Origin of the sequence: Brachyspira sp. SAP_772 (genome assembly GCF_009755885.1) — a bacterium.
Lineage (GTDB): Bacteria > Spirochaetota > Brachyspiria > Brachyspirales > Brachyspiraceae > Brachyspira.
On sequence record NZ_VYIX01000002.1, the window covers coordinates 823,948 to 844,664 of the forward strand.

At 30.4% G+C, this 20,717-nt stretch carries 19 protein-coding genes; 15 read left to right on the plus strand and 4 right to left on the minus strand.

The features are described from left to right. The first annotated feature begins 4 nt into the window (after window positions 1-4). From GQX97_RS08810 to GQX97_RS08835, 6 genes are all read left to right on the plus strand, one after another. A complete protein-coding gene (locus GQX97_RS08810; RefSeq protein WP_157151569.1) occupies window positions 5-1,555 on the plus strand; it encodes a sodium:solute symporter family protein in 1,551 nt (516 codons plus the stop codon). A gap of 79 nt (window positions 1,556-1,634) precedes the next feature. After that, window positions 1,635-2,147 (plus strand): hypothetical protein, encoded by a 513-nt coding sequence (locus GQX97_RS08815; protein ID WP_157151570.1) that lies wholly within the window; start codon window positions 1,635-1,637, stop codon window positions 2,145-2,147. A 31-nt stretch (window positions 2,148-2,178) separates the two neighbouring features. Next, entirely contained in the window at window positions 2,179-3,318 is a 1,140-nt protein-coding gene (locus tag GQX97_RS08820; RefSeq protein ID WP_157151571.1) for a glycerate kinase, read from the plus strand. Between the two features lie 939 nt (window positions 3,319-4,257). Beyond that, entirely contained in the window at window positions 4,258-5,466 is a 1,209-nt protein-coding gene (locus GQX97_RS08825) for a DegT/DnrJ/EryC1/StrS aminotransferase family protein (protein ID WP_157151572.1), read from the plus strand. 299 nt (window positions 5,467-5,765) lie between these two features. Beyond that, entirely contained in the window at window positions 5,766-6,671 is a 906-nt protein-coding gene (locus tag GQX97_RS08830) for a glycoside hydrolase family 3 N-terminal domain-containing protein (RefSeq protein WP_157151573.1), read from the plus strand. Further along, the gene (locus GQX97_RS08835; protein WP_157151574.1) at window positions 6,635-7,738 is read left to right on the plus strand and encodes a glycoside hydrolase family 3 N-terminal domain-containing protein; all 1,104 of its coding nucleotides are present in this window, start codon (window positions 6,635-6,637) and stop codon (window positions 7,736-7,738) included. Before GQX97_RS08830 ends, GQX97_RS08835 begins: the two co-directional genes overlap by 37 nt. A gap of 23 nt (window positions 7,739-7,761) precedes the next feature. Here the strand turns inward: GQX97_RS08835 and GQX97_RS08840 are convergent, their stop codons facing one another. The 3 genes from GQX97_RS08840 to GQX97_RS08850 all read right to left on the minus strand — a co-directional run bounded on the left by GQX97_RS08840 (window position 7,762) and on the right by GQX97_RS08850 (window position 10,686). Next, the gene (locus GQX97_RS08840; RefSeq protein WP_157151575.1) at window positions 7,762-8,058 is read right to left on the minus strand and encodes a helix-turn-helix domain-containing protein; all 297 of its coding nucleotides are present in this window, start codon (window positions 8,056-8,058) and stop codon (window positions 7,762-7,764) included. Between the two features lie 203 nt (window positions 8,059-8,261). Beyond that, on the minus strand, window positions 8,262-8,903 hold the full coding sequence (locus GQX97_RS08845) for a cyclodeaminase/cyclohydrolase family protein (RefSeq protein ID WP_157151576.1): 642 nt from the start codon (window positions 8,901-8,903) through the stop codon (window positions 8,262-8,264). A 733-nt stretch (window positions 8,904-9,636) separates the two neighbouring features. Beyond that, entirely contained in the window at window positions 9,637-10,686 is a 1,050-nt protein-coding gene (locus tag GQX97_RS08850; RefSeq protein WP_157151577.1) for a helix-turn-helix domain-containing protein, read from the minus strand. 277 nt (window positions 10,687-10,963) lie between these two features. Between GQX97_RS08850 and GQX97_RS08855 the strand changes: the two genes are divergently transcribed. The 9 genes from GQX97_RS08855 to GQX97_RS08895 all read left to right on the plus strand — a co-directional run bounded on the left by GQX97_RS08855 (window position 10,964) and on the right by GQX97_RS08895 (window position 19,418). Next, window positions 10,964-11,398: a PepSY-like domain-containing protein gene (locus GQX97_RS08855; protein WP_157151578.1), complete on the plus strand. Its 435-nt coding sequence runs from the start codon at window positions 10,964-10,966 to the stop codon at window positions 11,396-11,398. Between the two features lie 722 nt (window positions 11,399-12,120). Next, window positions 12,121-13,407, plus strand: a complete 1,287-nt coding sequence (locus GQX97_RS08860; protein WP_157151579.1) for a folylpolyglutamate synthase/dihydrofolate synthase family protein — start codon at window positions 12,121-12,123, stop codon at window positions 13,405-13,407. 681 nt (window positions 13,408-14,088) lie between these two features. Further along, a complete protein-coding gene (locus tag GQX97_RS08865; RefSeq protein ID WP_157151580.1) occupies window positions 14,089-14,469 on the plus strand; it encodes a MerR family transcriptional regulator in 381 nt (126 codons plus the stop codon). A gap of 24 nt (window positions 14,470-14,493) precedes the next feature. Further along, window positions 14,494-14,931 carry a cyclophilin-like fold protein gene (locus GQX97_RS08870; protein ID WP_157151581.1) on the plus strand — a complete coding sequence of 146 codons (438 nt, stop codon included), beginning with the start codon at window positions 14,494-14,496 and terminating at the stop codon, window positions 14,929-14,931. A gap of 82 nt (window positions 14,932-15,013) precedes the next feature. Continuing rightward, window positions 15,014-15,859 carry an aldo/keto reductase gene (locus tag GQX97_RS08875; RefSeq protein ID WP_157151582.1) on the plus strand — a complete coding sequence of 282 codons (846 nt, stop codon included), beginning with the start codon at window positions 15,014-15,016 and terminating at the stop codon, window positions 15,857-15,859. Between the two features lie 273 nt (window positions 15,860-16,132). Beyond that, complete coding sequence (locus GQX97_RS08880) at window positions 16,133-17,020, plus strand: aldo/keto reductase (RefSeq protein WP_157151583.1); 888 nt, start codon at window positions 16,133-16,135, stop codon at window positions 17,018-17,020. Window positions 17,021-17,078: 58 nt separating this feature from the next. Further along, window positions 17,079-18,050 carry an aldo/keto reductase gene (locus GQX97_RS08885; protein ID WP_157151584.1) on the plus strand — a complete coding sequence of 324 codons (972 nt, stop codon included), beginning with the start codon at window positions 17,079-17,081 and terminating at the stop codon, window positions 18,048-18,050. Window positions 18,051-18,446: 396 nt separating this feature from the next. Further along, window positions 18,447-18,950, plus strand: a complete 504-nt coding sequence (locus GQX97_RS08890; RefSeq protein WP_157151585.1) for a flavodoxin — start codon at window positions 18,447-18,449, stop codon at window positions 18,948-18,950. A 21-nt stretch (window positions 18,951-18,971) separates the two neighbouring features. Further along, entirely contained in the window at window positions 18,972-19,418 is a 447-nt protein-coding gene (locus tag GQX97_RS08895) for a cupin domain-containing protein (RefSeq protein WP_157151586.1), read from the plus strand. 264 nt (window positions 19,419-19,682) lie between these two features. On the opposite strand, the gene GQX97_RS08900 is transcribed toward GQX97_RS08895, so the two are convergent. Beyond that, window positions 19,683-20,564, minus strand: a complete 882-nt coding sequence (locus GQX97_RS08900) for a LysR family transcriptional regulator (RefSeq protein ID WP_157151587.1) — start codon at window positions 20,562-20,564, stop codon at window positions 19,683-19,685. Window positions 20,565-20,717 lie beyond the last annotated feature (153 nt).

The window sequence follows — 20,717 nt, forward strand, 5'->3', positions numbered from 1 at the left end:
AACTATGATGAATTCAATTCTTATTTCTATTGGTATATTAATATATTCTGTATTTATAGTTTTCCATGGGTTTAGAACTTTTAAAACTACTAGCAAATCATCTGAAAGTTTCTTTACTGCTAATAGGGGATTAAATCCATTTATACTATTATGTACTACTTCTATATCAGTATTTTCTGCTTTAGCTTTTTATGGGGCTCCTGCAGGAATTTATAAAGATGGTATAGGCTTCTATTCTAATACTGGAGGAATGGTAGCTGGTTTAATGTTCGTAATGCTTGGATATAGATTATGGATATTAGGTAAGGAGTATGGTTTCAGCACTCCTGTTGATTTCTTGAGATCTAGATTTTATTCTGAGTTTTACGGTATATTAATAGCTGTGGTATTAATAGTATTTATAGTTCCTTATGTAGCAATGCAATTAATAGCAATAGGTGATGCTGTAGTTGTAACAACTAATAGTTTAGTTCCTTATGTAATAGCTGTTGCTGTTGGCACTATAGTAGTATCATTACACATTATAGGCGGCGGTATGGGCGGCGTAGCTTGGATGGATACTTTCCATATGATATTGGGATTTGGTACTTTAATTATATTGATATCATATCTTACTATCAAACATTTCCCTGACGGCGGATTTGCTCAAGCTGTAAAAATTATAATGGAAAATCCTGAGACTGCTCCTATTTTATCTATGCCCGGACCTAGGGGTACTTTTAATTGGCAAGGTATGATAGGTAATGCTTTAACTGGAGCTATAGCTACTGTTGTATGGCCGCATATATTTATGAGAACTTTCGTAGCTGCTAATAAAGATAATTTTAGACAAATGTCTTGGGCTATGCCTTTATCATATGTTTTAGTTTATACTCCTATAGTACTTATAGGTGCTATATTAGCTCCTGCTATATTGGGACCTAATTTCCCTCAGCCTGATAATGTTGTAGCTGTTTTATCTACAGAGTTTGCTCCGCCTTTTGTATCTTTCATTTCTTTATTGTGTTTGTTTGCATTTGGCGTATCTACTGCTGACTCTTTATTGTTGTCTGCTTCTGCTATTGCTTCTAGGGATATTTATTTACACAAATTTAAAAACGATGTTACTACTTCTTCTAAAGATGTTGTAACTTTTGGTAGAATAGTATTATTTGGATTAATGATTATAACTTTAGTAATTGTAGCTATAAGACCTGCTTCTATTACAGATTATGCTTATAAATTGTCTTCTCCTTTCTTTGCTCAGATACTTCCAGAAACTATAGGAGGATTATTCTGGAGAAGAAGTACTAAAGAAGGTGCTATAGTTGGTACTATAGCTGGATTAATCACTGCTATAGTATTTACATTCTTTGTAGCTCCGCCTTTGGGTTTCTCTGCTCTTATATGGGCTTTAGTTGTTAATTCTATATTATTTATAGTTATTAGTCTTGCTACTAAATGTCCTAATGAAGTTGTAGTAAAATTCCATGATAGATTAGATTCTATTATATACTCTGGTGCTGAAACTTCTGCTATGACTGAAGATTCTATATCTAATATTATGAATAAATAATAGATAATTAAATAGAGAGAATAGATGCAAGAGAAAAAAATTGCATCTATTCTTTAATTATAAAAATTACGGTAAGTTTATGAATACAAATATTGAAAATGCAATGACTTTTAGTGTTTATGGTATAAAAATTAAACATCCTAATAATTGGAATATATTTATTAATAATCAGATGCCTTTTAAATTTGATAATGGTTTTGTAAAAATTGATTCTTCTGCTGTAAAGAAAAATGATTCCAGTATGATTTTAAGGTGGGTAAAGAGCGATAAGATTAATTCTATTGAGGATTATATAAATGAATATAAAAGACAATTTGATGTTAAAAATAAGAAATATAAAAATGATTTTTATCAATTGTTAGAATTAGAAAAAATAAATGATAATATGTATTTTTCTTGGGCTAGAATTACAGCAAATCATAGTATTTTTAGAATATTAAAAAATAATGAAACTTTTGATTCTTTGCAATTATCATTTTTTGATTCTAATAGCGGCAGATTAGTAATACAAACTATTACTACCGATACAAACAATATAGAAACAAAATTTCAATATTATAAAGACATGTTATTGCAGTTACAATGTGAATAATAAAAAAAATTAATATTAGGATATTTTATTTATGAAGAAAATAGTAATAATACCAGATTCATTTAAGGGTAGTGCTAGCAGTTTAGAGGTTTGCGAATGTATAGAGAGAGGGGTATTAAAGGCTGTTAAAGATGTTGTTATAAAAAAAATACCTATAGCAGATGGCGGAGAGGGAACGGTTGATAGTGTGATTTATGCTGCGGGGGGAGAGTTTATAAGAGTTGATGTAAAGAACCCTTTGGGAAGAACTGTTAATGCTAAGTATGGTTTAATAAATAATAATCAGGCGGTTATAGAGATGGCAGAGGCTTCTGGGATTACATTAGTAAACGAGAAAGAGAGAAACCCGTTAAAATCTTCTACCTATGGAACTGGGGAGCTTATAAGAGATGCTATTAATAGGGGAGTTAAAGAGATACTTATTGGAATTGGTGGAAGTGCTACTAACGATTGCGGTATTGGAATGGCTAATGCTTTGGGGTATAGGTTTTTAGATGAAAATGGTAAGGAGCTTGACAGTATTGCTGAGAACATGATAAAAGTAAAAAGCATAGATGACAGTAATGTTGATAAAAGGCTTTTTGACATAAAAATAAATGTGGCTTGCGATGTAAAGAATGTGCTTTATGGAGAAGATGGTGCTACAGCTATATATGGCAAGCAAAAGGGGGTTACTGAAGAGAGTTTTGATGTGCTTGATAATGGGCTTAAAAATATTGCTAGGCTAATAAAAGAAAAATATAAAAAGGAGATCGATTTTATAGAGGGAGCAGGTGCTGCTGGCGGTTTAGGCGGCGGGCTTATTGGCTTTTGTAATGCTCAGATTAAAAGCGGAATTGATGCTATGCTTGATATAATTAATTTTGAAAGAGAGTTAGAGGGGGCTTCTTTGGTTATTACAGGAGAGGGTGCTATTGACGGACAAACCAAAAAAGGAAAAGTGCCTGTGGGTGTTGCTAGAAGAGTAAAAAATTTAAACAAAAATATTTCTGTTATTGCTATAGTTGGAGATATTAGAGACGGTGCTGAGGCGGTTTATGATATGGGAATAGATTCTATTATGCCGGCTTTAAAGAGGGCTATGCCGCTTGAGGAGGCTATTGCTAATTCTAAGATTTTGATAGAAGATGCTTCTGAGAGGGCTTTGAGGTTTATTAATATCAATATGTGAAAAATTGTATTTAGCTGTTTGCATATGGGTTTTATTGTTGTATGTTTTTTCCTGTATGCAATAGCTTTTAATTTTATTTCAAAAAATTATTTATTATTATTTTATAAGTGTTATTTACAATTTATAAAAATATAATCACTTTAACACTTACTAAAGATTTTTGTATTTTCTAAATTTCTATTTTGAAGTTAATATTTTCGGGGACTAGCCCCCTGCGAAGCGTGCCCTTAGGGTACGTACCCCCAGTTCTTTTGCCGATAGGCACCTACTCGGTATTGGTATAAAAGAAGCAAAAGAACTGCATTTTATAAAATATAGCTTTTTATTTATAACAAAATATAAATATTATTTTATATACTCCAAATATATAAAGCTAAAACACTTGCACTTTTTGGTTCTTTTGACGAAGTCCGCAGAGCGAAGGCGGGAAAAAGAACAATAATTTTTTTATCTTTTTTTATTTGCAGGGCTTTGCCCCGCACCCCACTTCTTTTATTGGTATAAAAGAAGCAAAAGAACTGCATTTTATAAAATATAGCTTTTTATCTATAACAAAATATAAATATTATTTTATATATTCCAAAATATAAAGCTATAGCATTTGCACTTTCGCGAAGCGTGCCCGAAGGGCGAAAACTTTGACGAAGTCCGCACCGCGACCGAAGGAAGTGCCTGTGGGTGCGAAGGCGGGAAAAAGTTGAATAAAAATATAAATTATAGTTATTTAAATATATACTAAAAAACTTAAAAATTTTATTCTTCTTTTTCCTGTTAGCAAATTCATCATTATTAAATTAAAAACCACAAAAACATTCTAAACTATATTAATAATCTAAATACTCATTCTACATTATTGATTTTATATTTTTTAGATTTATAATAGTAAACATAATTTAATTAACATATTTATTTAAAATTATAATAACAAGGAAACCCACTATGAACAAAATTATACCTTTCTCGCCGCCGGATATTACAGATAATGAAATTGAGGCTGTAGTTAATGTTTTGAAGTCTGGATGGATTACTAGCGGACCTGTAAACAAGGAACTTGAAGAAGAGCTTTCTAAATATATAAATGTTAAGAGGGTAAAGTTATTATCTAGTGCTACTATGGCTATGGAGTTAGCTTTAAAAATATTTGGGGTTACTGAGGGCGATGAGGTGATAGTGCCTGCGTATACTTATGCTTCTACTGCTAATGTGGCTATACATTTGGGAGCTAAGGTTGTGTTTATTGATGCGGCTGATAATGATTTTAATATAGATTTAGAAAAGCTTGAAAGTGCTATTACAAGTAAAACAAAAGCTGTTATTGCTGTTGATATTGGGGGTAAGCCTTGCAATTATGACGGCATTATAAAAATACTTGAAAAGAAAAAAGATTTATTTACTGCATTAGATACAAACAAATATCAAAAGCAATTAAATAGGGCTTTGTTTTTGCTTGATGCTGCTCATTCTATTGGTGCTGTTTATAAGGGAAATAGGGTAGGCTCTCAGGCTGATTTTTCTTCTTTCTCATTTCACGCTGTAAAGAATGTTACAACTGCTGAGGGAGGGGGATTGAGTTTTAATGATATTGGAGATATTAACGCTGATGAGATTTACAAGGAATTATCTATTTGGTCATTGAATGGTCAGACTAAGAGTGCTTTAGATAAAAGTAAATTAGGAAGCTGGAGATATGATATTGAGGTTGCGGGTTATAAATGTAATATGAGTGATATTCATGCGGCTATTGGTTTATCACAATTGAGAAGATATGATGATATGCTTAAAAACAGAAAAAACATTGTGAATATATACAACAGTGTTTTGGGTGCGAATAAAAAAGTTATGCTTCCTGTTTTTAAAGATGAGGAGGCTGAATCATCTTATCATTTGTATTTATTAAGAATTAAGGACTATGAGGAGGCTGATAGGGATTTGCTTATAGAGAAGATGGCAGAGCTTGGAATAGTGCTTAATGTGCATTATTTGCCTCTTCCTTTTCACAATGCTTATAAGGATTATTATAATAATGATTATAAGAATGCTTTTAATTTGTATAAGAATGAAGTGACTTTGCCGTTATACAGCACGCTTAAAGAGGAGGATGCTTTATATATTGCGAAGAATATTTTTAGGTATTTGGAGAGCAATTGAGCTTAGAAAGAGCGGTTGTGTTTTTTTATGTTTTTTGTTTGTGGGGACTAGCCCCCACACCCCCAGTTCTTTTATTGGTATAAAAGAACCAAAAGAACTGCATTTAATAAACTATAGCTTTTTATGTATAGCAAAATATAAATATTATTTTATATATTCCAAACATATAAAGTTAAAACATTTGCACTTTCGCGAAGCGTGCCCGGAGGGCAAAAACTTTTTGCGGCGGGAAAAAGTTGAAAAAAAAAACAAAAACTTATGACAAAATATAATTATTTAGGATACATTGAGAAATTATAATGTTTTATATTTTTGTTAGTTTGATTATTATTATAATAGCTATTTTTTTCTGCTATGAAATAAAAACACACAACACTAAAAAAATAAATAATAATCTGCAAATAATGCTCGCTGTTAAAAATTATGATAATGACCTAATTAACATAATAAAAGATGATGATGTTAAAGGAATAATCATTAACATAGCTGATATTAATACTATTGAAAGACTCATAAAAAATATAAAAGAAAATCTAAACAAAAAAATATTTATAGCATTAGACGAAGATTATAAGCCAACGCATAATTTGTTTTTTGACCAGCACTTTAAGGTTTATCAAAGCTATATTGGTGAGAGGCAAAGCGAAACTTACGCATACAACATCGCTAAAAAAAGAGCATCTGCCCTTAAATCTATGGGCATTAATATGTTTTTATCTCCTGTAGTTAATACTCTCTGTAATGAAAAATCTCATCTAAAAGAGCATATCTTCAGCGGCGATAAACAAATTGCTTCAAAGTTAATATCTCAAACAATTAAAGCGTATAAAGACAGCGGCGTCCTCACCGCCGCAAAATATTTTCCAAAATACTACGATGATGAGTTATATATAAATGATAATATAAAAAATGCTGAAAATATAATCGACTCTAAACAAACCTTTTTGTCGGCAATAGATAGCGACTTTTTTGTGATGAGCCATATTAAAAATGAAAAATTATACAGAGATTATCTTTTTAATAGCCTTCATTTTAACGGCGTTGTAATGACAGATTATATTAATAAATACTCTCTTATAAATAATAATTTGCTTAATGTTATTGATTATAGGTTTTATAAAGCAAACAGAGAAAAGATAAAAAACATTAAAACAGAGGACAGTGAATTATGTTTAAAAATTTCAAAGTTGTTAAGTCAATTATAATTTTATTTAGTTTTGTGATTATTGGGTTAGTGATTAATTCTTGCTCTAAAGATGAAGAAAAAAAAGCAGCGGATTTAAAAACAGAAGAAGAGAAATATATTATAGAATTAAAAAATAAATATCCCTATTTGTCTAACTATATAGATGAAGTTAATAGCATGAACGTTGAAGAAAGGCGTGGTCTTCTTACTATGGTGGGTATTACTGACACAGTATTAAGCGAAGAGACCATAAATACTTTAAAAGATAATCATATTGCCGGCGTTATACTTTTTAATTACAACATAGTAGATGAGGCTCAGCTAAAAAAACTCACATCAGACCTAAAAAAATATGTTAACAAAAATATGTTAATCTCTATAGACGAAGAGGGCGGCGAAGTATTTAGAATACCTTTTGACAAATACAAAAATATTTCAGCCAAAATGATAGGCGATAGCAATAGCAGCGAATATGCCTACAACATCGCCTACAACAAAGCAAAGTTTCTAAAAGAGATGGGAATTAATATGATATTAGGTCCATTATGCGATGTGCCAAGCAATAAAGATTCTTATATATATAATAGAAGCTTTTCAACAAATGTGGAAACGGTTTCAAAAATGGTAGAAGCTACAATAAAAGCTCAAAAAGATGCAGGCATTATAAGCGTTGTTAAACATTTTCCGGGTCATGGGGACACTTCAGTTAATTCTCATGATGAGTTTCCTGTAATAGATAAAACCTTAGAAGAGCTGAAAAATAAAGAATTAATACCTTTTCAAAAGGCTATAGATTTGGGAGCGGAGATGGTTTTGGTTGCTCATATAAAAAATAAATACATAGACGACACACTTCCATCAAGCATGTCTGAAAAATACAGAAAATTGCTTGAAGAAGATATGGGCTTTAAAGGCGTAATTATCACTGATGACCTTGTGATGACAGGAAAGATTAAAGGTACTATCAATTATGGAATAAATCTTACAAGCAATATTTACAAAAATGTAGAGGGCATGTTTAGAAATATTGAGCCTGATATAATTTCATGTGCTAAGGTATTAAAGATAATGAGAGAAAATACTTAACACATAAAATTATTATTTAATTATTAATTAGCTTTTTTCTTTTTTCTGTTGCTGTTTGGGTTTCTTTTATAAGTTAAAGTAGAATCTAAACCTTTATCAACAAACTCATTTATTATGTTTACTACGGTATGATATGTTACGTTGTATTGTTTAGCGATATCTGTATGTGTCAGGCCAGTATTCTTTTTCTCGTCTAAAGCTAATATAATATTTGCTCTCGATATCAACCTTTTAGATTTACCCTCATTCTTAATAAACTCTTTAATCTTTTGCTTTTCTTCATCCTTTAAAGATATTATGTGTTTAGTAGTTATACTCATTTTTTAAACCTCCAATTTTTATACTAAAACAACTAATAAAGATATTGTTTTAAGTTAAAAAAGATATTTAACTTAAGCCTATAACATAAAAACACAAAGAAAATATAAAAATACCATTTAATTCATACCATATTTAAATGGAAATATAACACATTATAAAAAAATATCAATATGAAAATAGTTACATGAAAATATGCTAATAATTATTGAATATCCAATAATTCAAAATTTACCTCCTTATATGTTGTTTTCATACCATTCAAATAATATAAACATATATCTTTAGTATTATGTAAAAAGTTTTCATCATTTATAGAAGATAAATTTATATTAATATTAACTATAGAGCATTTACTAGCGGCATATAAAATTGTATACGCACATACTATATCACTTATAACGCCCTCATTACCATATTTATGAATTATCTCAAAATGCTCTAATAACTCATAACAGCTTTTAAGTGTCTGAAGTGGGGGCTCTAATGCTTTTTTTGCTGCCTCAGAAATAGCGTTTTTTCTTATCTCTTTTTGTTCATCGGTGTCTTTAGGCAATTTGTATGCGTCCATAATTAATTGAAACATATCAGCATCTTTATCTACAATTTCTATTAACTGATTTTTTATTTGTTTTATATTTTCTACAGCGTTATTGAAAGCAGTTTGTGTTTCTTCATCTAGTTCTTTAAACTTTTTTTTGTTTACGGTGAGATGAGCAACCATTCCAGCCAAGGCACAAGCCAAGCTAGCGACAACAGCAGTAACACTTCCGCCGCCCGGAGCAGGCAATGATGAATCTACATCATTAATATAATCTAATACGCTTTTGTTTATAAGCTTTTCCATTTTTCAAAAATCTCCTTAAAGTTTCATATGATGTGTTATAATAATTTATTTGAGAGTTCAATATACTAAGAAATTCAGGTTTTGTCAAAATAAATTTATGTTGTTTGCGGTGCTTTGCCTCGCATTACAGTTCTTTTACGACCGTAGGAAGTGCCTTCGGTATTGGTATAGCAAAAAGACTGCATTTAATAAATTATAGTTTTTTATGTATAACAAAATATAAATATTATTTTATATATTCCAAACATATAAAGCTAAAACACTTGCACTTTTTGGTTCTTTTTGCTGCGGGAAAAAGAACAATATAATTAATAGTTTTTTTATTTGCAGGGCTTTGCCCCGCACCCCAGTTCTTTTATTGGTATAAAAGAACCAAAAGAACTGCATTCAATAAAGTATAGCTTTTTATGTATGCGAAAACATAGATATTATTTTATATATTCCTAAGTATAAGGCTATAACACTAGCACTTTTTGCAACTTTTTGCAGCGGGAAAAAGTTGAATAAAAATAAAAACATAAATTATAGTTGTTTAATATATACTAAAAAATTTTTATCTTTTTTATTATCTGCGGGGACTAGCCCCCGCACCCCCACTTCTTTTGGCGACCGAAGGAAGTGCCTGTGGGTATGACCCAAAGAAGCAAAAAGACTGCATTCAATGAATTATAGCTTTTATGCATATACAAAATATAAATATTACTTTATATATTCCAAAAATATAAAGCTATTATCACTTCCTTTTTAAGTGCTTAAACTGCTCCTTTGTCGCTTCTATTACCTCTTCTAATGTCATGCTCTCTCTGCCTAATGCCCTCTCTAATTCCTCCATCTTTTTACTCTCTTCAAGTAATGCTTTCTCTCTCTCCCTTTTTTGTTTCTGTAATTTCCTTGCTCTTTCTAATAATTCCTCTTCTGTGTAATGTGGCTTTATGAGTTTTTCTTTGTCTCCTTCTCTTAAATAGATTTTTAGAAAACTTAAAAAATCAAGCCATAATGTTGGTATGTTGTTTTTCTCTCTTGCTTTTAATTTCGCATATTTAATACATTCCCTCCAATCAAACTTTCTTTCGTTAAAAATCTTTAATAATAACTCTTGTTTTTCTTTGCTCTTAAAACCATATAGCTCAGAGATTTTGGAAGCGTTGTTGTAGGTGAAACTGTTAAACACTTGGCATAATTCTAAAACAAAAGTATCAAACTCTGAGAGAAAATTTTTATTAATTGTACTATTAGTTATATTATTATTTGTATTATTAATTATATTATTATCTTTAACTTTTTCTTTAATACTATCTAAGCAATTTTGATTATACTCTTTTATATTATTTTGTATTACGGTATCATCATTTAATTGAATTCTATTAGAAAGTTTTATGTTTTTAAATGAAAAGGCATCATCATTTTGTTTAATACTTCTATTTTTATTAATGCTTTCATTTTCTTTAGTATCTTCAATGTTTATATTATCAATTTCTTTATTTTCTAATTTTTTGTTTTCAAGATTATTTATATATATCTTTCTCTTGTCTACATTCTTCTCCTTTATATCATAAACCACCCTTATGTAATTATGCTCCTTTAACTCTGATATGCATCTCGATATGCTTACATTGCTCATAGAATACAAATTAGCAAAATAGGCGTTTGTAGCAAAACAGTAGCCTTTTTCATTGGTGAGAGCTGTAATTTCACCGTATATTAATCTTGTGAGAGGGCTTAATCTTTTGTCGTATCTAACATTTGCAGGTATTATGGCGTAATAGTTTTTTTTGTTATTCATTATGAAACCACCTATTAAATAATTTTCTTTATAATAAATTCAATTTTTATAATGATTTATAAGCTTGATTTTTGTATTTTTATGATTTTTTGTAAATTTTTTTCTAATTTTTTATGATTTTTCTTATAATTAATATGATTTTTATTACGATTTTTAATCATTAGGTATGAAAGACATAAATATCATGCTAAACTGTAAAAAAAAAGTAAAAAAATGTAAATAAATATTGACATTTCTTGAGATTTTTTGTATATTATAGTTAGGGAGTTTATTATTGATGGCTAAAAAAAGATATTCACTTATAATTATCGTTTTTGTAATGCTGTCTTCTGCATTGTTTGCTGATGATTGGATGGTTCCAGCTTCTTCATTGCCTCAAAAAGCCCAAGCCTTCATTGCTTCCACCTATCCGGGTGTTACAATATGGAAGGTAGAGCGTGATGACGGCAAGTTTGAGGTGGATTTATCTAATGGAGTTTCTATAGACTTTTTTATGAACGGCGATTGGAAAAGCATTGACGGTGAATATATGGGTGTGCCTAAGACTGTGCTTCCTGCCAATATAGCAAACGTTGTTGATAAGACCTATCCTTCTTCTATAATTATAGAAATAGAGAAAGAGTGGGGCAATTATAAAGTAAAACTCAATAACATGATGGAATTATATATTTCAGCAGATGGTCAATTAATGGGTCAGAAATTTGACGACTAAAAAAATAATCAAAAATAATACCAATTATATTTTAATAATATAAAATATATGTATGGCTAAAAATATAGCCTTTTTGCTTCTTTGGGTCACGCCTCCGGCACTTCCTTCGGTCGCAAAAGAAGTGGGGGTGTGTACCCTAAGGGCACGCTTCGCAGGGGGCAAAGCCACCACAAACAACAAAAAATATAAAAATTTTCTTGTTCTTTTTCCCGCCTTCGCACCCATACCTAAAGGTACTTCCTACGGTCGCCCTGAAGGACTCCCTTCGGTCGCAGGCACTTCCTTCGGTCGTGGTGCGGACTTCGTCAAAAGAACCAAAAAGTGCGAGTGTTTTTAGCTTTATATTTTGGAATATATAAAATAATATCTATGTTTTTATATACATAAAAAGCTATAATTTATTAAATGCAGTCCTTTTGCTTCTTTGGGTCACCAAAAGAAGTGGGGTGCGGGGCAAAGCCCTGCAAATAACACAAATTTAAAAACTAAATTTTGACAAAATTCAATTTTTTTAGTATATATTAGTGATTATATTTTATTAAATTTTTTTATTGTTCTTTTTCCCGCCTTCGCTGTGCGGACTTCGTCAAAAGAACCAAAAAGTGCAAATGTTTTTTTTATAAATATTAGGAATATCTAAAAATATAAAACAATATTTGTATTTTGATAAATTGAAAAAATTTTTAATATATATTTTAATAAAAGAAACGGAAAACTTAAATATGGAAAATATTAATGATGCTTTAGATTATCTATACTCTTTTATGAATAAAAAAAATCTTCATAAAAAAAATAATAATCATATAAGCAATGTAGAAAACATTTTAAATATATTAGGCTATAAACAAACTTTTAAAATAATACACATAACAGGCACGAAAGGAAAAGGCTCTGCTACTTTAAGTTTGGCTCATATGCTTAGCGCCTGCAATTACAAAACAGGTGCTTTTATATCTCCCCACATCATAAACGAGAGAGAGAGAATATCTATTAATGATGAATGGATTAGCGAGAATGATTTTATTTCTATAGTAAAAAAGATAAAGGGCATAATTGAAGAAAATAAGCTTGATGAGAGTATAACAGTTTTTGAGTTTTTTACTATAATAGGTTTGTATTACTTTTTTATTAACAAAGTGGATTATGCTTGTATAGAGGTTGGCATTGGAGGGAGGTTTGACTGCACCAATATTGTAGATTCTTCTATTAGCATATTAACTTCTATTTCTTATGATCATGTGGATATATTGGGAAACACCATAGAAGAGATAACTTATCAAAAGGCTGGCATTATAAAAAATAATTCTATAGTGATATCAGCAATGCAAGAGAAAAACTCTATTGAGATAATAGAAAATGTGTCAAAAGAAAAAAACTGCAAGCTATATGTATTTAATAAAGACTTTTGTTCTAATATAATAAAAAATACAAGCAAAATATTAGAGTTTGATTATATAGAAAAAGAAAACAAATATCATTTTACAACAACACTTTTAGGAGAACATCAAAGCGAAAATATAGCATTATCATTTAAGGCTTTTACATTGTTAGAAGATAAAAAAGAAAATATAGAAAAAGCAATAGACTCACTTCGCAATTTTAATATAAAGGCAAGATTAACTTTTATAGAGAGGAATCCAGACATTATAGTAGACGGTGCTCATAATGCGAAATCATTAAGCAGAATATTAAAGACTATTTATAAATGGTATGATAGTGTGGTGATATTATTTGCCCCTATAAGCGAAAAAGATGTCGGCGGAATGTGCGAGATATTAAAAGAGAGTGAAGACATAATTATAATAAGTTCTACGAAATCAAAATATAAAAACTCTGACAGTTTTAAAACTTATGAATATTTAAAAGAAAAAGAGAATGTGTATCATATAGAGAGTTTTGACTTGGCGGTAGAAGAGATGAAAAAGATATCTAAGGAGAAAAATATACCTGCATTAGTGATAGGTTCGCTTTACAGTGCTAGCGACTATATAATTTCAGAAGAAGGGTGAAGTTATATTTTTTGATGTATACTAAAAATTTTTAAGCTTTTTTATTATTTGCAGGGGCAAAGCTTTGCAAACAGTAAATTTGAAAACTTAAAATTTTTTTAATGTATATTTAAATAACTATAATTTATGTTTTTGTTTTTATTCAACTTTTTCCCGCGTACGAGCTGTACCACCTTGCCGCACGGTAATGCTATGCTTTAACTATAACTTCTTAGTAGTGCGGGGGAGTGCCTTTTAATGTACAATTAAATTATGAAATTTATAATAAAAATGCAGTCCTTTTGCTTCTTTGGGTCATACCCATACCTAAAGGTACTTCCTACGGTCGTCCTGAAGGACTCCCTTTGGTCGCAGGCACTTCCTTCGGTCGCCAAAAGAAGTGGGGGTGTGGGGGCTAGTCCCCACAAATAATAAAAAGATAAAAATTTTATTGTTCTTTTTCCCGCAGCAAAAAGAACCAAAAAGTGCGAGTGTTTTAGCTTTATCTTTTTGGAATATATAAAATAATATCTATATTTTCGTGTATATAAAAAGCTATACTCCTCCATGCCTTTTGGTTATAAATAATTATAAAACATAAGTATTTGATATAATTCTATAATAATTTAAACTACTATTAAGTCTTGACATTGGAGTAAACTCTAATGCTATAATTAAAACAAAAAAGACTAGGGGTAAATTATGACAATAGCTGAAGTAAGCAAAAAGACAGATTTATCAACCGATACTTTGAGGTATTATGAGAGAATAGGCCTTATACCAGAAGTAGAGAGAACCGAAAGCGGTATACGAAATTATACTGATTATGATATAGGTTGGATAGAGTTTGCTAAATGCATGCGAAGTGCCGGAATGGGTATAGAATCATTGATAGAATATAAAAAACTCTACAACAAAGGTGATGCCACAATAGAAGCAAGAAAGCAATTACTATTAGACCAGAGAGAGATAATAGAAACTAAAATTAATGAGCTTAAAGATACTTTAGAAAAATTAAATTACAAGATAGATAATTATGATACAAAGATGAGAGAGTGTGAAATAAAATTGTCAAAGAAATAATTAAATTAGAATGAGGATAAAAAAATGAAAATATTATTAAGTTTTTTAATTTTTATAATGACAGCATGTAATAATTCTATTTATGGAGATAGTACAACTATGAACACATTAAATAATTATGTTACCTTAACAATCAACAGCAAAGAATACAAATTAATATTGTATGATAATGACACAGCTAGAGATTTTTTAAGAATGCTTCCGCTCACAATTACAATGAATGATTTAAACAGCAATGAAAAATATCATAATCTAAGCACAACACTTACAACAAAAAGCGAAAGGGTAGGCAGTATAAAAAGAGGAGACTTTATGTTATACGGCAATAATTGTTTGGTTTTGTTTTATGAAAGTTTTTCAACATCATACAGCTATACAAGAATTGGATATATAGAAAATACAGACGGCTTAAAAGATTCGCTTGGAAGGGGGAGCATAGAAATAACTTTTAGTGCGAACTAGTTTTTTGAAAATAATATTTAAGAAAAAACTAAGTTCATAAAATAAGTTCATGCATAAAAGAGGATTTTTAAAGGAGTTTTGTATGAAAAAAGTAAAATTAAGTAATGGGCTTGAAATGCCTATACTAGGTTTTGGTGTTTTTCAAATACCAGATTATGAGGAATGTAAGAAGTCGGTACTTAATGCAATTGAGGCAGGATACAGATTAATAGACACAGCATCAGCATACAACAATGAAAAAGCGGTAGGAGACGCCATAAAAGAAAGCGGAGTAGACAGAAAAGAATTATTCATCACCACAAAATTATGGATAAGCGATGCTGGTTATGATAATGCTAAAAAGGCTTTTGAAGTTTCTATGAATAAGCTTAATTTAGATTATTTGGATTTATATTTGATACATCAGCCTTTTGGAGATTATTACGGCTCTTGGCGGGCTATGGAAGATTTGTATAACGAAGGAAAAATTAAAGCTATAGGGGTGTGCAATTTTTATCCTGATAGATTATTAGATTTTGTTATGCATAATAAAACAGCTCCTATGGTTAATCAAATTGAAACGCATCCATTCTTTCAAAGGGAAGAAGACAACAAACTTATGAAAGAGTATAATATTCAAATAGAGTCTTGGGGACCATTTGCTGAGGGCAGAAATAATATGTTTACTAATGAAGTACTTAAAAAAATAGCAAGTAAACATAACAAAACAGTTGCTCAAGTTATATTAAATTGGCTTATAAAGAGAGATGTTGTTGTGATACCTAAGAGCGTACACAAAGAGAGGATTGCAGAAAACTTTAATGTGTTTGATTTTGAGTTGGATGACAATGACATGAAAGAAATTTCCAAACTAGACACTAAGCAGAGTTTATTTTTATCGCACACAGATATTGAAACAGTAAGATATTTATGCAATTATAAGATTTAGTATTTTTTATTATTATATTGATTTCATTCTTGAATAGCTTCAGTAAAAGTATTAAATCATACTAATTATTTTAATATAGAATAAATTATTTTAAATAAAAAAATAGCCTTTTTGCTTCTTTGTGGCACGCCGCAAGGGCACTTCCTTCGGTCGCAAAAGAAGTGGGGTCTTACCCTACGGGCACGCTTCGCAGGGGGCAAAGCCCCAGATATAAAATATAACTGTATCTTATTTTTATGCATGATAAGTGCATTCTTTATAAAAGGAAAAATAATGAAAAATACTTTTATAACTTTATTACTAATTTTTATAACATCAATAAACATAAAAGCAGAGGATAATAATATGAAAGGCAATTTTAACTTCAATACAAAAACTGTTAAACTAAATAATGGTTATGAAATACCTTTAAATGGAATAGGCACATACAGCTTATTAAATGATGTTTGCTACAACTCTGTGCTTTATGCTTTACAAAATGGGGTGAGATTAATTGACACGGCTTATATATACCGCAATGAAGAGGAGGTTGCAAGAGCTGTGAGAGATTCTAAGATTGATAGAAAAGATATTTTTGTTATTACAAAGCTATATCCTAATCAGTATAATGATGCCGAAAATGCAATAAATGAAGCGTTAAAAAAATTAGGCTATATTGATATGATGCTTCTTCATCACCCGGGTAACAATGATGTTGAAGCGTATAAGGCAATAGAGAAAGCTGTAAAAGAAGGAAAGATAAAATCCATTGGTCTTTCTAATTGGTATATAAAAGAATTAAAAGAGTTCTTACCAAAAATAAATATTATGCCTGCTTTGGTTCAAAACGAAATACACCCATATTATCAAGATACTGAAGTGGTGGAATATATTCAAAGTTTGGGAATAGCTGTTCAAGCGTGGTATCCATTGGGGGGAAGAGGTCATCAAAGAGAGCTTTTAAATGATAGTGTATTAAAAGAGATAGCTAAAGAGCATAATAAATCTGTTGCTCAAATTATATTAAGATGGCATTTACAGAGGGGAGTGATTGTAATACCCGGTTCAAGCAATAGGGCTCATATAATAGAAAACACAGAGTTATATGATTTTGAGTTAAGCGATGATGAGATGAGAAGAATATCAGAGCTTAACCGCAATGAAAAGCATGACTGGTATTAATTAAAATATTAATTTAAATTATATAAACGATATAAATAAATAATAAGGAGTTATTAATATGCAAAAAAGAAAACTTGGAGATTTAGAAGTTTCAGCCGTTGGTTTAGGCTGTATGGGTTATGGTGTAGTGTATGATGAGAATTATGATAAAAAACAATTAATATCTATCATACATGAAGCTATAGAATTAGGCATTAATTTTTTTGACACAGCGGAAGCCTATGGTCCATACAAAAACGAGGAGATTGTAGGCGAAGCATTAGAGGGCCTAAGAGATAAAGTTGTAATAGCTACGAAGTGCGGAATAAAAACTGTAAATGGAAAGCCTATGTTAGATGGCAGAAAAGAGACTATAATATCATCTGTTGAAGGTTCATTAAAAAGACTGAAAACTGATTATATTGATTTGTATTATCTTCACAGAGTTGACCCTAACACGCCTATTGAAGAAGCGGCAGAGACAATGAAAGAATTAATAAAAGAAGGCAAAATTAAACATTGGGGCATTTCAGAGGCAGGAGCAAACAGCATAAAAAAAGCTAATGAAGTATGCAAACTCACAGCCATACAAAGCGAATATTCTATGATTTGGAGGGAGCCGGAAAAAGAGATTATACCGTTATTAGAAGAATTAAATATTGGTTTTGTGCCTTTCTCTCCATTAGGTAAAGGTTTTTTAACAGGCAAGCTTAACAGCGACTTTTCAAAAAATGATTTTAGAAGTTCTATACCAAGATTTCAAAAAGAAAATTTTGATAAGAACAAAGCATTGATTGATATTTTGGAAGAGATTGCTAAAGCCAAAAATGTATCAAAGGCTCAAATAGCATTAGCTTGGGTGCTTCATCAAAAACCGTTTATAGTGCCAATATTTGGTGCAAGCAAAACAGAGAGATTAAAAGAGAATGCCTATTCTGTTAATGTGGAGTTTAGCAAGGAGGAATTAAACAAGATAAACGAAGCTATATCACAAATAACGATAGAGGGCGATAGATATCCGAAGGAGCATTTGGAGATAGTGGGAAAATAATTTTATAAGTTTTAGATTTATTTCAAAACAAATTAATAGATATTTATATTGTTTTTGATTTAATATTTAGTATATAAAATATAATTAGTATTATTTTATATAATTTCTTAGATATAAATTTAAATACTTGTACTTTTTGCAACTTTTTGCTACGGGAAAAAGTTGAATAAAATAAAAACTTACATTATGAAATATAGTTATTTAACTATATACTAAAAATTTTAAGTTTTTTATTATTTGCAGGGCTTTGCCCCGCACCCCAGTTCTTTTGCAGCCGCAAAGAACCAAAAAGGCTGCATGTTTATTACAATTAATTATATACTTTTTAATATTAAATAATCTTATCAAGTTGTTTTGAAGTAAGTCTATTAAATAAAAAAATAATAGGAGCTTAAAATGAAAATATTGATAGCGTATTATTCGCATTCAGCAAACACTAAAAAACTTGCTGACTCTATAGCAAAAATTATAAAAGAAGAATCACAAAATACTGTGGTAGATTTTTTTAATACAGAGCCTGAGAAAGCATATTCGCCAAACTACAGCACCGTATTAAACGAAGCTAAAAGAGATATAAATAGCGGGCATAAACCAAAATTAAAAAACACCATAAAGAGCATAGACGATTATGATATTATATTTGCAGGAACTCCAAACTGGTGGAACACAATGGCTCCTCCGTTAAATACATTTCTAAATAGTTTTGACTTTTCAAATAAAATAATAATGCCTTTCTGTACGCATGGAGGCGGAGGGTGTGGAAGCATTAAAAGAGATATAGAAAAAGAATCAAAATCTAAACAGGTAGCAAAAATATTAAGCGTGTACGGAAGTTCTGCAACGAGTGCTGAGAGTGAAATAAGAAAATGGGTTAAGGATATATTTGTAAAGATAAAATAATAAAATAAAGGAGAAAATGAAATGCCGGATTATAAATATCAAAAATCACCAGAAAAAACTGTTCTTATAAAAAACGGAGAAGGTAAAAAGTTTAAAGGAGCTAAAGAATATTTTACAGGCGATGTTGAAGTAGAGATTCTCACAGAGGCTAATGAAGATTCACATTTCTCTGTAGCCTATGTGACATTTGAGGCAGGTGCAAGAACAGCATGGCATACTCACCCTTGCGGTCAGCATTTGATAGTAGTTGAAGGAATAGGACTCACACAAGAAGAGGGCGGAGAAGTTTTAGAGTTTCACAAAGGAGAGGCATTATATTGTCCAAAAGATAAAAAGCATTGGCATGGAGCTTCACCAGATTGCAGAATGAAGCATATTGCGATAACAGGCGATAAAGACGGTAACAATGTAACTTGGTTAGAGCATGTTACTGATGAAGAATATAATGCTTATAAAAAGAACAAATAAGTTTAATGATTATATTTTATCTTAATATCTGGGGCTTTGCCCCAGACCCCACTTCTTTTGGTGTCCCAAAGAAGCAAAAGGACTGCATTTAATAAAGTATAGCTTTTTATGTATAAAAATATAAATATTATTTCACATTCATTTATTTCATACATATTACTAATATACAAAGTTAAAACGCTTGCATTTTTTGGTTCTTTTTGCGGCGGGAAAAAGAAMAATAAAAAAAATCAAAATATAATTTTTTTATATAAACTAATATTTTTATAATCTATTTCTTAGCTTGCCCAAGAACACTTTTGATGCCTCTGAAAATATTTGGTTTCGCTTCCATATAACCCTCGATTCTATTTCCAATTTCGGCTTAAATGGAACAAAGCAAAGTTCTTCTGAATTGTTTACTAGTTTATCCATAGTTACAACATATCCAATATTCGCTTCAGCCATAATGGCGGCATTGTAAATAAGATTGTAGGTTAATATAATATTTAATTTGTCAAAATCTTTTCCTATCCATTCATCAAACTTTGAAGTTTGCATTCTATTGTTAAAAAATATCTTAGGGCACATTATAGGTATGTTAAGCAAATCTTTTTTTTCTATAAATTTCTTTTTTGACAGAGGCGAATCTTTTTTCATTAATAGTCCATAAACTTCTTTGTATGGTATCTCCAAGCATTCATATTTGGAAGAGTCAAAATTACCTATCACAACTCCAAAATCCAAAAGCCCTTTGTCAAGTTTTTCTGTAATCTCTGAATATGCACCGCTATGTATATGATAAATTATATTAGGATACTCCTCTCTCATATTTTTTATAACATCAGCAATAAGCTTAACATAATAAGTTTCAGCACTTCCTATATGAATGTCGCCTGCTATAATTTCATCAGAGGATTTAAACTCTTTTTTAGTTTTTTCCATCAAGTCAATAATCTCTTCAGCTCTTTTTTTTAGAAGCATTCCGTCGGAGGTGAGTTTTATGGTGTAGTTGCTTCTAATAAACAATTTCTTTCCTATTTCTTTTTCTAAATTAGAAATTTGTCTTGATAGGTTAGGCTGAGTGAGATTAAGAGAGTTTGCTGCTTTTGTGATGCTTCCTTCTCTTGCGGAAATTAGAAAATATTTCAAAGCTTTTATGTCCATTATAGTACCTCATAGATTTATAAATGTATTTTTAATTTTTTTATTTGTGGTGGCTTTGCCCCCTGCGAAGCGTGCCCTTAGGGTACACACCCCCACTTCTTTTGGTGTCCCAAAGAACCAAAAGGAATGCATTTAATAAAGTATAATTTTTTA